This is a genomic window from Dietzia sp. CH92 (assembly GCF_032248695.1).
Lineage (GTDB): Bacteria > Actinomycetota > Actinomycetes > Mycobacteriales > Mycobacteriaceae > Dietzia.
Map to the genome: position 1 here is coordinate 294,957 of NZ_JAVHXC010000003.1, position 11,903 is coordinate 306,859.

Annotated in this window: 11 protein-coding genes; 4 read left to right on the top strand and 7 right to left on the bottom strand. The window is 70.2% G+C overall.

Features of this window, described 5'->3' with window-relative positions:
- Window positions 1-22: 22 nt before the first annotated feature.
- The 3 genes from RWK90_RS07820 to bluB are packed head-to-tail and all read left to right on the top strand — an operon-like array spanning window position 23 to window position 2,903.
- Window positions 23-688, top strand: a complete 666-nt coding sequence (locus tag RWK90_RS07820) for a precorrin-8X methylmutase (RefSeq protein WP_314036498.1) — start codon at window positions 23-25, stop codon at window positions 686-688.
- The gene (locus RWK90_RS07825; protein WP_314036500.1) at window positions 685-2,232 is read left to right on the top strand and encodes a precorrin-2 C(20)-methyltransferase; all 1,548 of its coding nucleotides are present in this window, start codon (window positions 685-687) and stop codon (window positions 2,230-2,232) included. The genes RWK90_RS07820 and RWK90_RS07825 overlap by 4 nt, the downstream gene beginning before the upstream one ends.
- Window positions 2,229-2,903 carry a 5,6-dimethylbenzimidazole synthase gene (bluB, locus tag RWK90_RS07830; RefSeq protein ID WP_314036502.1) on the top strand — a complete coding sequence of 225 codons (675 nt, stop codon included), beginning with the start codon at window positions 2,229-2,231 and terminating at the stop codon, window positions 2,901-2,903. The genes RWK90_RS07825 and bluB overlap by 4 nt, the downstream gene beginning before the upstream one ends.
- Before the next feature lie 400 nt (window positions 2,904-3,303).
- Here bluB and aztD read toward each other — a convergent pair whose 3' ends face one another.
- The 4 genes from aztD to aztB form a co-directional block, all read right to left on the bottom strand.
- Window positions 3,304-4,536 carry a zinc metallochaperone AztD gene (gene aztD / locus RWK90_RS07835; RefSeq protein ID WP_314036504.1) on the bottom strand — a complete coding sequence of 411 codons (1,233 nt, stop codon included), beginning with the start codon at window positions 4,534-4,536 and terminating at the stop codon, window positions 3,304-3,306.
- 25 nt (window positions 4,537-4,561) lie between these two features.
- On the bottom strand, window positions 4,562-5,482 hold the full coding sequence (gene aztC / locus RWK90_RS07840; RefSeq protein WP_314036506.1) for a zinc ABC transporter substrate-binding protein AztC: 921 nt from the start codon (window positions 5,480-5,482) through the stop codon (window positions 4,562-4,564).
- The gene (locus RWK90_RS07845) at window positions 5,479-6,759 is read right to left on the bottom strand and encodes an ABC transporter (protein WP_314036508.1); all 1,281 of its coding nucleotides are present in this window, start codon (window positions 6,757-6,759) and stop codon (window positions 5,479-5,481) included. The genes aztC and RWK90_RS07845 overlap by 4 nt, the downstream gene beginning before the upstream one ends.
- A gap of 61 nt (window positions 6,760-6,820) precedes the next feature.
- The gene (gene aztB / locus RWK90_RS07850; protein WP_314036510.1) at window positions 6,821-7,729 is read right to left on the bottom strand and encodes a zinc ABC transporter permease AztB; all 909 of its coding nucleotides are present in this window, start codon (window positions 7,727-7,729) and stop codon (window positions 6,821-6,823) included.
- A 51-nt stretch (window positions 7,730-7,780) separates the two neighbouring features.
- On the opposite strand from aztB, the gene RWK90_RS07855 reads away from it, so the two are divergent.
- Window positions 7,781-8,449 carry an ATP-binding cassette domain-containing protein gene (locus RWK90_RS07855; protein WP_314036512.1) on the top strand — a complete coding sequence of 223 codons (669 nt, stop codon included), beginning with the start codon at window positions 7,781-7,783 and terminating at the stop codon, window positions 8,447-8,449.
- A 653-nt stretch (window positions 8,450-9,102) separates the two neighbouring features.
- Here the strand turns inward: RWK90_RS07855 and RWK90_RS07860 are convergent.
- Genes RWK90_RS07860 through RWK90_RS07870 form a run of 3 tightly spaced genes read right to left on the bottom strand, consistent with a single transcriptional unit; the run spans window position 9,103 to window position 11,902 of the window.
- The gene (locus RWK90_RS07860) at window positions 9,103-9,861 is read right to left on the bottom strand and encodes an SAM-dependent methyltransferase (protein WP_314036514.1); all 759 of its coding nucleotides are present in this window, start codon (window positions 9,859-9,861) and stop codon (window positions 9,103-9,105) included.
- The gene (gene cbiE / locus RWK90_RS07865) at window positions 9,858-11,087 is read right to left on the bottom strand and encodes a precorrin-6y C5,15-methyltransferase (decarboxylating) subunit CbiE (protein WP_314036516.1); all 1,230 of its coding nucleotides are present in this window, start codon (window positions 11,085-11,087) and stop codon (window positions 9,858-9,860) included. Before cbiE ends, RWK90_RS07860 begins: the two co-directional genes overlap by 4 nt.
- Window positions 11,088-11,131: 44 nt before the next feature.
- Window positions 11,132-11,902, bottom strand: coding sequence for an ABC transporter ATP-binding protein (locus tag RWK90_RS07870; protein ID WP_314037094.1), 771 nt, complete (start codon window positions 11,900-11,902; stop codon window positions 11,132-11,134).
- Window position 11,903: the final 1 nt, after the last annotated feature.

Consider the following 11,903-nt stretch of genomic DNA (forward strand, 5'->3'; position numbering starts at 1 on the left):
CGAGAACCCCGAGGAGGACCTGATGAGTGCTGCCCCGAGGCCGCCGCGTCGCTACGACTACGTCGACGACGGCCCGGCCATCTACGTCGACTCCTTCGCCACCATCCGCCGCGAGTCCGATCTGTCGCGTGTTCCCGCGGATGCCGAACGGCTCGCGGTGCGGATGATCCACGGCACCGGGCAGACCGACCTCACCGCCGACCTGGAGATTCATCCCCGGCTCGTCTCCGCCGCCCGGGCCGCCCTGAACGCCGGCGCGCCGATTCTCTGCGACGCCCACATGGTGGCCTCCGGCGTCACCCGCGCTCGCTTGCCCCGCGACAACGACGTGGTGTGCACGCTGAGCGAACCCGGTGTGCGCGACCTGGCCACACAGATGGGCACCACCCGCTCCGCCGCCGCCCTGTCGCTGTGGGGCGACCGCCTCGACGGCGCGGTGGTGGCGATCGGCAACGCCCCCACTGCCCTGTTCCACCTGTTGGAGATGCTGCTCGACGGCGCTCCCCGCCCGGCGGCGATCGTCGGCTGCCCGGTCGGCTTCATCGGCGCGGCCGAGTCCAAGGCCGCACTCGCCTCGTTCGCCAGCGACCACGGGATCGACATCCCGTTCGTCACCGTCCACGGCCGGCGCGGCGGCTCGGCGATGACGGCCTCCGCACTCAACGCCCTGGCCCAGGAGCAGGAGTGAGCGGCCGCCTGTACGGGGTGGGCGTGGGCCCCGGCGATCCGGAACTGCTCACCCTCAAGGCCGCCCGGCTGATCGGCGCCGCCGACGTGGTGGCGTTCCACGCCGGCCGCGGCAAGGAGTCCAACGCCCGGCGCATCGCCGCCGACCTCATCCCGGCTGCCGCGATCGAGGAGCGGCTCGAGTACCCGGTCACCACGGGCACCACCGACCACCCCGGCGGCTACGCGGGCGCGATCGCGGACTTCTACGAGCGCAGCGCCACTCGGCTTGCTTCTCACCTGGCCGCCGGCCGCGACGTGGTGCTGCTGTCCGAGGGAGACCCGCTGTTCTACGGCTCCTTCATGTACATGCACGACCGGCTCTCACCCCGCTTCGAGACCGAGATCGTGCCCGGCGTACCGGCCTTCGCCGCCGCGACGGCCACCGCCGCGACTCCCCTGGTTCGGCAGACCGACGTCCTCACGGTCCTGCCCGGCACGCTGCCCGAGCCCGAGCTCGCCCGCCGCTTGGCCGACACCGACGGCGCGATCATCATGAAGCTCGGCCGAAACTTCCCCGCCGTCCGCCGGGCGCTCGAGGCCGCCGGCCGCGTCGACGGGGCGGTGTACGTCGAGCGCGCCTCGATGACCGCCGAGCAGTTCCACGCCGTGGCCGACGTCGACCCGGATTCGGTCCCCTACTTCTCGCTCATCGTGGTCCCCGGCGATTCGCGCCACGAGGACCCGACCGGGCGTCGCGGGGGTCCCTTGTCCAGCACCACCACCGCAATGTCCGCACCCGCCGCGCCCGCCTCATCGACGGCTGACACCGGCCCGGTCGTCCACGTGCTGGGCCTGGGGCCCGGCCCCGACTGCTGGATCACCCCCGAGGTCACCGAGGTGCTGTCGCAGGTCGACCACATCGTCGGCTACGCCCCGTACGTCAACCGCGTCCCCCAGCGAGTCGGCCTCACCCGGCACGCCTCGGGCAACACCGTCGAGGTGGACCGGGCACGGTTCGCCCTCGATCTGGCGCTGGCCGGCGAGCGGGTCGCGGTGGTCTCCGGCGGCGATGCCGGCGTGTTCGGCATGGCCTCGGCCGTGTTCGAGGCCGCCGAGGATCCCGCGTACGCCGAGATCGACATCCGCGTCGCGCCCGGCGTCTCAGCAGTCCAGGCGGTGGCCGCCCGTGCGGGTGCGCCGATCGGCGCCGACTTCGCGGTGGTGAGCCTCTCGGACCGACTCAAGCCGTGGGAGGTCATCGAGCGCCGCCTCGACGCGATCGCTGCTGCGGATCTGGTGCTCGCGATCTACAACCCGGCCTCCCGCTCGCGCACCCACCAGGTGGCCGAGGCCCGCGAGGTACTGCTGCGTCACCGCGATCCCGCCACGCCGGTCGTCGTAGGCCGCGACGTCGGACGGGCCGAGGAGTCGCTCACGGTCACGACGCTCGGCAAGCTCGACTGCGCCTCGATCGACATGAAGTGCCTGCTCCTCGTGGGCGCGTCAGGAACCCGGCTCACCGAATCCGGGCGAGCGTGGAGCCCGAGGTTCGTCCGCGCATGAACTCAGCCCCTGGCCACCCGCCCCAGCCGCACTCCGGCGCCCTCGACGCCGCTGGCCAGCCGGCCGATCGCGACGCAGAGGCGCTGTGGCGCATCCTGACGACCCGTCGGGATCACCGCCACTTTCTCTCCGACCCGGTCCCTCGGGAGACCATCGAGCGACTGCTCGAGGTCTTCGACGTGGCGCCAAGCGTGGGCCTGAGTCAACCGTGGCACGTGACCGTGGTCCAGGACCGAGGGGCACGCGAGGCTATTCACGCGGGATTCCGTGAGGTTCGCGCCGCCGAGTCCCAGCGGTTCGAGGGCGAGCGCCGTCGCCTCTACAATTCGCTCCGCCTCGAGGGAATTCTGGAAGCCCCGGTCGGACTGATCGTCAGCCACCTACCACCCGCCGGCCCCACGCTGGGCACGACCAGCATGCCGACCGCGTCCGAGTACAGCGTGGTCTCGGCCATCACCCTGCTCTGGCTCGCGGTAACCGCCGAGGGCCTGGGCATGGGATGGGTGAGTCTCGTCGACCCCGCCCACCTCAGCGACGCCGTCCCGCTTCCTGCTGGCGCGCGACCGATGGCGTACCTGTGTCTGGGGTATCCCGCGCTGTGTCTAGACGAGCCTTTACTGCAGACCGTCGGCTGGGGCCGCCGCGCGCCCCAGCCCGTCGGCTGGCTGTAGACCGTGAGCCGGGGTGCCGGGGCTTCCGCCGACGGGGCCGGACACCCTGTCGATCTCACCGGCCGCACGCATGGAGCCCCCGCGGGTTCGCTCCACGCATTCGGTCGGGTCAACAATGCACACCGGCTCTTCCGGCACGAAGGGGCCGGCTAGGTCGACCGGGTCGACACCATCGCCTAGGAGATCCGGGTGCGCGATGTGGTGACCGAACGGGCTGCGCCGTGGGGGAGAGTACGCTCGCCCCCACGGTCGCCGCCATGCACGCGTCGAAGGCGACGGTCAAGCCACTCCTCGTTCACTTCTTCGGGTGAACTCGACGTAACTTCGCGGACCGCGGCCGTGGCGCGCGCCCGCGAGCTCGGACCACTGTGAGTGGCGCCTCGTCGTGCGGTCGTCGGCCCTAACCCAGGGCCACGGACATCTCGTTCGGCTCGCCGGGGATCTCGCCGGTGGCGATGACCTCACCTGCGGTGAGATCGACCGCAGACACCGTGTTCTTGGCGGGCTCGCTGACGTAGGCGATGTCCCCGCTCAGCACGATCGACGGGTGCGCGTTCTGCCATTCCGCCGGCCCCTCCCACGGGTCGATCACGTCGTAGCTCTCCGAAATCGCTCCGGTGGCCGGGTCCATGACGTGGATCGCTCCGTCGGTGCCGAGCAGGTAGGCCATGTCGTTCGGCCCCCGCACGACGCCGCGCCAGGTGTACTCGATCCCGTCCGGAAGTTCCACGACCTCGTGGGTGCGTGCCTCGGTGTCGATGAGCGCGACCATGCTGAGTAGAACGCCCTCGGCGTCAGGGTCGGTCTTGTAGTCACCCACCACGAGCGGGCTGTCCTCGGTGACGTACGCGTTGCCCATCCGGCCGTACTCGTCCGCGGCGTCGAGCTTCTCGAACTCGCCGCCGTGGAAGATCAGGGCGCCGTCCTCGCAACCGAAGATCACCGTCTCGTCGGCAGCTGTGCCCTCGCCGTGGATGGCAGGGCAGTCCTCGTTGCGGGCGATCTCTTCGCCGTCTGCATTGATGGCCCGGGCGCCGGTGCGGCCGTCATCGTTGCCGATGGTGGTGAGGAAGGTGCCGTCGGTCAGCACAATGGACACACCGTGATGCGCCTCCTCGCCGGGGACGGTCTCGAACTCGGGGAGCTCCCCGCCGGCCTCGCGGAGCGCTTCGGTGTCAATGACGAAGGTGTCGCTGGTCCCGTCGTCGTACAGGACCGTCTTTCCCGCGTGGCGGACGACGTGTGCCGGGGTCTCGGCCTCGATGACGAGGTCGGTGAGCGCCGGTTCCGAGGTGTCGAGCACCTGGAAGCCCTCGGACATCGTCACCAGGACGGTCTGGCCATCGCCGAACGCGTTCAGTCGGGTGAACTCCTCGGACTCGAACTCGTCGATCACCTCGAGGGTCTCGCCGTCGAGTACGGCGATGCCGTTCTCGTAGGACACGACGAGCCGGCTCTCGGCGCTGCCGCCCGCCGCGGTCGCGGAGGTGGTAGTGGTGGTGGCCGCGGCCGTGTTCTGCGCTTCGGCGTCGTCTACGCCAGCGTCGCCGCCATTGCCGCATGCGGTGGCGAGCAGCGCGGCGGTCGCGAGAGTCGCGACCGCTCCGATCCCGCGGGTGCGTGGTGTGCTCATCAGTCGTCCTTCTTCTCGTGGGTGGTCAGGTGGAGAGCCCGTCGACGATGCGCTCGGTGTTCTCGCGCATCATCTCGAGGTAGCTGGGGGCGCCCTGTCCCGGTTCGGTCAGCGACTCGGTGAACAACTCGATCACCCGGACGTCGATCCCGGCCTCACTCGCGAGCACCTGCACCAGACGGTCGGGCTGGGAGGATTCGGCGAAAATTGAGGGAACTCCGGCTTCGGTGATCGCAGCCGCGAGGTCGTTCAGGTCGGATGCACTTGGGGAGGCGAGGGTGGTACCGCCGGGGATGGCCGCGCCGAGGACGCGGAAGTCGAAACGCTCGGCGAGGTAACCAAAGACGTGGTGGTTGGTGACGAGGGTGCGGTCGTCGTCCGGGATGGCGACGAACGCGGCGGACATCTCCTCGCCGAGCGCGATGAGCTCGTCACGGTACTGGTCGGCGCTGGCTTCGACCGCATCGCGGTTGATGCCCTCGACGGTGAGCAGCTCGGCTTCTAGGGCGTCGACCACGTCGATCACGCGCTCCGGATCTGTCCAGAAGTGCGGGTCGGGAGTGCCGCCCGCATCCCCGTCCGAGTAGTCGATGACTTCGATCTGATTCCCGGCGACGAACATCGGCACGCCGGTGCCGGCCACCCGGTCGAGGTGCTGCTGCAACCCCTCCTCGAGCCCCAGCCCGTTCGATACCACGAGGTCGGCGCGGTCCATCAGGATCGCTTCCCGGGCGGAGATCTCAAACGAGTGGGGGTCGGCGTTGCGCTTCATCAACGTCGTGACGCCAGCCGCCTCCCCCACCACGTTCTCCACCACATCGCCCAGGATGTTGGTCGTCACCACGATGTTCGGCACGTCATCCACGCCGCCGCCTGCGGCCGAACACCCGGCCACGGCCAGGGCGGCGATGACGACGGCCGCGGACAAACCGGTCCGGCGCCTCATCGCCCGGTCTCCGCGTAGAAGTCGGGGGTTGTCGGGGTCTTTAGGCTGCGGGCGATCCGGGCGTCACCGCGGTAGTCGATCTCATGGACCACACCCTTGACGGGGTCGTTGAGGTAGGCGCGTTCTCGGTCGACGATGAGGTCCACCCCTGAAAGGAGCTCCGGGCTCGAGACCGCCTCGGCGAGCACTTCCTCCGTCGACGCGATCTGCGTACCGGTCTCACCGTCGTAGACGTGGACCCGGCCCTGACGGTCCAGGGCGACCACGTGGGCATCGTTGTCACTCGCCGCCGACACCTGCACCAGCGGCGTCTCCGTCGGCACGAAGTTCCACTCACGCGACCGGGTGTCGAGCAGCCAGAAGCCCGCGTCCCCGGCGAGCGCGGCCACCACCGGACGCCCCTTACGGCCCCGGAAGTCCGTCGCGCGCGGCTGGTCCGCGCCCTCCGGGTAGGGGATGTGCTCGAACCGGGGCTCGTCCGCCTCCCAGGTGGCGAGGATCGCGCCGTCAGCGCAGCCGACGACCAACCCGATGCGGGAGGTGATGGCGCCCCGCGCCTCAGGGCAATCCGCCCCCGCAGCCTCGACGGCTGCGCCGTCGGCGCCGTGGAACCGCACCTGGGCCGCGATGCCCGACTCGTCGGCCGAGGTGATAACAGCTCCCCGACCGAGGGGGGCGGCCAACCCGTCGTGCGGGTCGGTCTCCACGCGGAAAACTTCCTCGATCCTGCCTCGCGAGAGTGCGTCATTGCTCAGCAGGACCACCTCTCCCGAGACGGGAAAGAACAGCGCGGTCCCACCCGACGTCGCGTTGCCGGAGGTCGCCACGACCGCCGGCCCCTCGCCCTCCACCGCCCCCAGGACTATCGGGGACGTGCGGTAGTAGTGGAAATGGTCCGCGTGGTCCCAGGTCCACACCCCACTGTCGACGATCTCGACACCACCGGAGGTGTCGGCGAACAGGTACCGGCCGTCCGAGGTGACCGCGGACGGCGGGCCGACGATCCCCGGTTCGGAGACGGTCCCGTCCAACAGGTTCACCATCCCGATCGCTCCGTCGGAGTCGATGCTCACTAGGTGTAGCTGCGGTTCCGTGACCTCCTCCGCCCCCTCGATATATCCGTGCCCGGCGCCCGTGTCCTGCCCGGACAAGGAGTCCTCGGCCGCCGTCGCGGACTCGTCAGTCCCCTGATCCGGGGCGTCGGTCCCGCCCCCGCATCCCGCGAGGGCAAGTACGACGGCGACTCCTAGGGGAGCGAGCGTTCTGGAGGTGCGCATTTCCTGCTTTCTCGTGGTTATGTTCACCGGGTCGGTGTCCTGGCGGTCGATGTCCCCTGCGCTACCGGGATCCCGGGGCGGTCGGTGCGGGCGGGATGGCGGCTCCTCCGGACTCCCGGCGGGCGGGCGGGTGATGGTTCAGCCGACGCGCCCGCGCGAACTGGTGGGCGGAGTGCACCAGGGCCGACACCCCCGCCAGTGCGATCGCGGCGAACGCGATGGAGGAGCCGGCGGCCGTGGCGAAGTGCCAGGACGCCGACAGGCCGACCACCACGGCTGCGCTCCCGAAGGCGACCGCGAGCGCCATCGTCGAATGGATCCGCCTAGTCCAGCGGTTCGCTGCGACCACCGGGGCGAGGATGAGCGCGACCACCAGGAGGGTCCCGACGGCCTGGTAGGAAGCGACCACCGCGAGGGTCACCAGCCCCACCAGGGCCACCTGGGCGCTCCTCGGCCGGAGCCCGAGGGTCTGGGCCACCCGCGGATCGAACGCGGCTGCGACGAACGCCCGGTGGAAGCAAGCCGCTACCGCCAGCGTCACCCCCAGTGCGACCGCCAGGGTGACGAGTTCCGGGAACCGGATGGCCAGAATGTCGCCGAAGAGGATGGCCGTCGCGTCGGTCGCAAAGCTGCCGGAGTGGGAGACGATGATCACTCCCACCGAGAGCATGGTGACGAAGAGCAGCCCGATGGTGGTGTCGTACGACAGTCGTCCCCGCCGCTGCAGGGCCCCGATCGCCGCGCTCATCGCCACTGCGCTGACCGCTCCTCCCACCAGCACCGGGAAACCGAGGACGGTGGCCAACGCGACGCCCGGGAGTGTTCCGTGCCCGATCGCCTCCCCGAAGAACGCCATGCCGCGGATGACCACCCAGGTGCCGACGACGCCGCAGATGACAGCCACGATCACGCCGCCGACGAGCGCACGGGCCATAAACGCGGTGCTGAAGGGATCACTGAGCCAAGACACGATCCAGTACGCTAATGCTATTGGTAATCATTTTCAATAGCGAGGATCCCGATGAACTCTCTGACAGCGCCAGCGATTAGTGCCCGCGGCCTGTGCTACGCATACGGGGAACGAGTGGTCCTACACGAGGCCTGCCTGGACTTGGAGCCGGGTTTCGTGACGGGGATCGCGGGCCCCAACGGCTCAGGGAAGTCGACGCTCATCGAACTACTCGCCGGAGTTCGCACCCCGCACCGAGGTTCGATCCGCAGGCTGGGCAGCGTCTCGCTGGTAGTGCAACGCCCGGCTGTTCCGGAGACGCTGCCGCTCACAGTGCGCGACACCGTCTCCATGGGAACGTGGGGTCGACGAGTCGGCAGGAGACAGGCGCGGAAGACCGTCTCGGAGATGATCGACACGGTGGGTCTGGCGGGCCTCGACTACCGTCCCCTCACCGAGCTGTCCGGGGGCCAGCGGCAACGCGCCTTCCTCGCTCAGGCACTCGCTAGCAGCGCGGACATCGTGCTCATGGACGAGCCCGACACCGGGCTCGACACCGCGAGCCGGCTCCGCATCCACGAACTATTGGTCAACCAGGCCGCAGATCGGGGCGCAGCCGTAGGTTTCGCGACACACGACGAGAACTTTCTCGCCGCCGCAGATCACGTGGTCCTGCTCGACGTCGCGCAGCATCATCCCGGCGAGCCCGCGTCGTCCGCACATCCACGGGGCCGCGGGTGAACGGCCGCACCGACCCCGCACTGCCACGGTCAGCCGCAGACCCGACCGCCGAGAGATCGAGGACGTCGGCGATCGCTGCGCCCCTCGGAAGGGCCGGTGTGGCGACACCACCCCGTCTCGAACTTCCGCAGCGTCTTCGGACAGTTGCCGACGGCGCGAGCGCAACGTCAAGCATCGAGCTACACGCTCTCCCCGCCGGGCGTATCGGGGACACCGCCCGGCAAGGGAACCGGAGGCAGGAACACGTGAGGCGGGGAGTTACTCGCCACCGTCAGCGGCAGCGCAGCCGCCTGACTGACGGCACCGCCCGAGACCGACATCGGGTGCAGGAGAGCCGGGGCAGCGGCTGGTCAGCCAGATTGCCATGACGGCGCCGGACCTGCTGGCGCACCGAAGTCGATCATGTGGAGGCTCGGCACGACACCCCGGCAACCCCACGGTTCGACACCGAAGCTTTTCTCTGAGGCCCGCTGGCGGCGTTTGATGCCCTAGTTGCCCGAGAGCATCGTTCTCGGAGTCGAAATATGCTGGCCCGTGCGCCGACCCCTTCGCCTCGGGCCTCGGTAGAGCATGGAAATCTGCCGCTATCCAGACGCGCCGACATCTGGACTGATCACGGCGCCCCCTCTGGAGAACCCCTCACGTCGGGCCGCCTAACCCCGCCGCTTCGCCTCCCGATCCGGGCTCGACGCATACAGCCACGACTCCGCATCTCCGGGCCTGACCAACGCTCGGCCCACCAGAATCACCGCCGCCTGCCGCAGCCCGGCCGTCTCCACGGCATCAGCGATGTCGGCCAGAGTCCCCCTCAGCTCAACGCGGTGCGGGCGGCTCGCGCTAGCCACCACGGCTACCGGACAGTCCGCGCCGTGGGTGGGGACCAGTCGCTCGGCCAGCTCGCGGATGCGAGTGATCGCCAGATGAAGCACCAACGTGGCGCCGGTGGCGGCGAAGTTCTCCAGTGCCTCGGCCGAGGGCATCGCCGTGGACCGGGCTTGTACCCGGGTGAGCACCACCGACTGCACCACCTCGGGAACCGTCAGCTCAACGCCCAACTCGGCGGCGGCTGCAGCGTAGGCGGGCACTCCCGGGACCACAGCCCACGGCAGCCCGGCCGCATCCAACCGACGGGTCTGCTCGGCCAGCGCCGAGTAGATCGACGGATCGCCCGAGCACAGCCGAACCACCTCGAGCCCCGCGCCGTGAGCTGCGACGATCTCGCTGATGATCCCGTCCAGGTCCAGGTTCTGCGTATCGACCAACCGGGCCTCGGGACGGCAGTGCTCCAACACTCCCTCATCGAGGTACGTCCCCGCGTACAAGCACACATCAGCAGCGCGCAGGAGAGTGACCGCCCGCAGCGTGAGCAGGTCCGCGGCGCCGGGACCGGCCCCCACGAAGTGAACGGTCACAAGGTCTCCTCCATCTCATCACCACGCGGCTTCACGGCCGCCCACTGCACCACGGCCCGAGCCGGCGACCAGCCGGTGTACGAGCCGATCTGATCACTGTGTTCCACGTGGAACCGCGTCAGCTCGCCGCCGAACTCGGCGCGGGCGTCGATCACCACCCGCTCGGTCTCGAGCGTCACCGCGTGAGCTACTAGCCGGCCGCCCGGAACGAGCGCGTTCCAGCACTGCCGCAGCAGGCCGGGGGCGGTGCCGCCCCCGCCGATGAACACCGCATCCGGTCGCGGCAGGCCCTTCAACGCCTCGGGGGCACGGCCCTGGACGATCTCCAGCGAGGGCACCCCCAGAGCCTCGGCGTTGCGTCCGATCCGGGCCGCCCGCTCGGGGTGGGCCTCCACCGCGATCGCCCGGCAGGTGGGGTGAATCCGCATCCACTCGATGCCTACCGACCCGGCACCGGCGCCCACATCCCACAACAGCTCCCCGGCCGAGGGCGCGAGCCGGGACAGCGCCGAGGCCCGCAGGTCGCGGCGGGTGAGTTGGCCGTCGTTCTCGAAGGCGTCATCGGGCAGCCCCGGCGCCAGGCCGAGCGGCCGGGCGGAGGCGTCGGCCACGCACTCGATCGCCAGCACGTGCAGCTGCGGTGCTTCGCGGCCGGCCCCCCAGTCCCGCGCCGCACACCGCTCGCGGGACTCCGAGGGGCTGCCGAGGTCTGCGAGGACGGTCATCGCGCTCCCCCCGAACCCGGTGTCGCAGAGCATCGCGGCGACAGCCGACGGGGTGTGCCGGTCGGCGGACAGCACCAGCAGACGCCGGCCCGGGGAGAGCTCGCGCGGCAGCGCACGGTGGTCCCGCAGCACCGCCACCGACTCGGCGGGCCACCGCATCCGGGCCCGCGCCAGCGCCACCGAGGAGACCGCCGGCAGCACGTCCACGGCGTCCGCACCGAACAGCTCGACGAACGTCGTACCAACTCCCGCTACGAGCGGATCACCCGAGGCCAGAGCCACAATTCGCTGGCCCGCGAACCGTTGCACCAGCTCCGCCACGCCGTCACGGAAAGGCCGCGGCCACAGCACCCGCTCGGCCGTGACGTCGCCCGGGAGCATCGCCAGATGGCGGTCGCCGCCGAGCACCACCTCAGCACCGAGGACGGCCCTGCGGCGGGCCGCGTCGAGACCCGCCCAGCCGTCACCGCCGATCCCCACAACCGTCACCCGCGCTGTCATGACGCGGAACCCTACAGCCTCCACCGAACTGTCCCGGCGCCCAGTCAGACGACCGAGCCTCCGCGCGGCTGCCGATCCCGCCCGGTCCACGACGTCACTGCTCCGTCGACCAGACGGAGCTGCGAGTCGCACCGCGCCGCCATCGAGGCGTCGTGAGTGACAAGCATCAGTGCCACCCCGAAATCCCGGGCGGTACCCAGCAGGAGATCCATCACGACCCCACCGGACTCGGAATCGAGCGCGCTGGTGGGCTCGTCGGCAAGCACCATCGCCGGTTGGTTCATGAGGGCGCGCGCCACCGCCACCCGTTGCCGCTGGCCCCCGGACAGCGCCCCGACCGCCCGCTCTCCAGCGTCACCCAGGCCGACCACACCGAGGAGTTCGTCCGCTCGTTCTCGGGCGTCGCGGCGCCGTGCCCGTGACGGCCGCGGTCCGAGCCAGGCCATGGCCTCGAGTTGTTCACGTGCCGTGAGCGATTCGATGAGGTTCGACTGCTGGAACACGATGCCGATGTCCTTCCGGCGCAACTCCGCACCCTGCGCAGGGCTCACTGCGGCCAGGTCCACCATGCCGTCGCGGGTCTGTAGCCACACCTGCCCGGAGTCAGGCGTGGTCAGGGACGCCGCCACCGCCAACAGACTGGACTTTCCCGAGCCTGACGGGCCCGTCACCGCGAGACTGCGCCGTCGTTCGATCGAGAGCGACACGTGGTCGACGGCAGTAACCCTGCCTTCACCGTCGGGAAAGGTCAGGAGGACGTCCTTCATCCTCAGCACGGTGGTCGACGGCGCTTCGAGCAGAGCGGAGCGAGACATG

Excerpts from the sequence above, each read along its gene's own strand:
- aztC (WP_314036506.1), bottom strand. The coding sequence starts at position 5,482 with ATGAGGCGCCGGACCGGTTTGTCCGCGGCCGTCGTCATCGCCGCCCTG.
- RWK90_RS07870 (WP_314037094.1), bottom strand. The coding sequence starts at position 11,902 with ATGTCTCGCTCCGCTCTGCTCGAAGCGCCGTCGACCACCGTGCTGAGG.
- RWK90_RS07820 (WP_314036498.1), top strand. The coding sequence starts at position 23 with ATGAGTGCTGCCCCGAGGCCGCCGCGTCGCTACGACTACGTCGACGAC.
- RWK90_RS07855 (WP_314036512.1), top strand. The coding sequence starts at position 7,781 with ATGAACTCTCTGACAGCGCCAGCGATTAGTGCCCGCGGCCTGTGCTAC.
- cbiE (WP_314036516.1), bottom strand. The coding sequence starts at position 11,087 with ATGACAGCGCGGGTGACGGTTGTGGGGATCGGCGGTGACGGCTGGGCG.
- aztD (WP_314036504.1), bottom strand. The coding sequence starts at position 4,536 with ATGAGCACACCACGCACCCGCGGGATCGGAGCGGTCGCGACTCTCGCG.
- bluB (WP_314036502.1), top strand. The coding sequence starts at position 2,229 with ATGAACTCAGCCCCTGGCCACCCGCCCCAGCCGCACTCCGGCGCCCTC.
- RWK90_RS07845 (WP_314036508.1), bottom strand. The coding sequence starts at position 6,759 with ATGCGCACCTCCAGAACGCTCGCTCCCCTAGGAGTCGCCGTCGTACTT.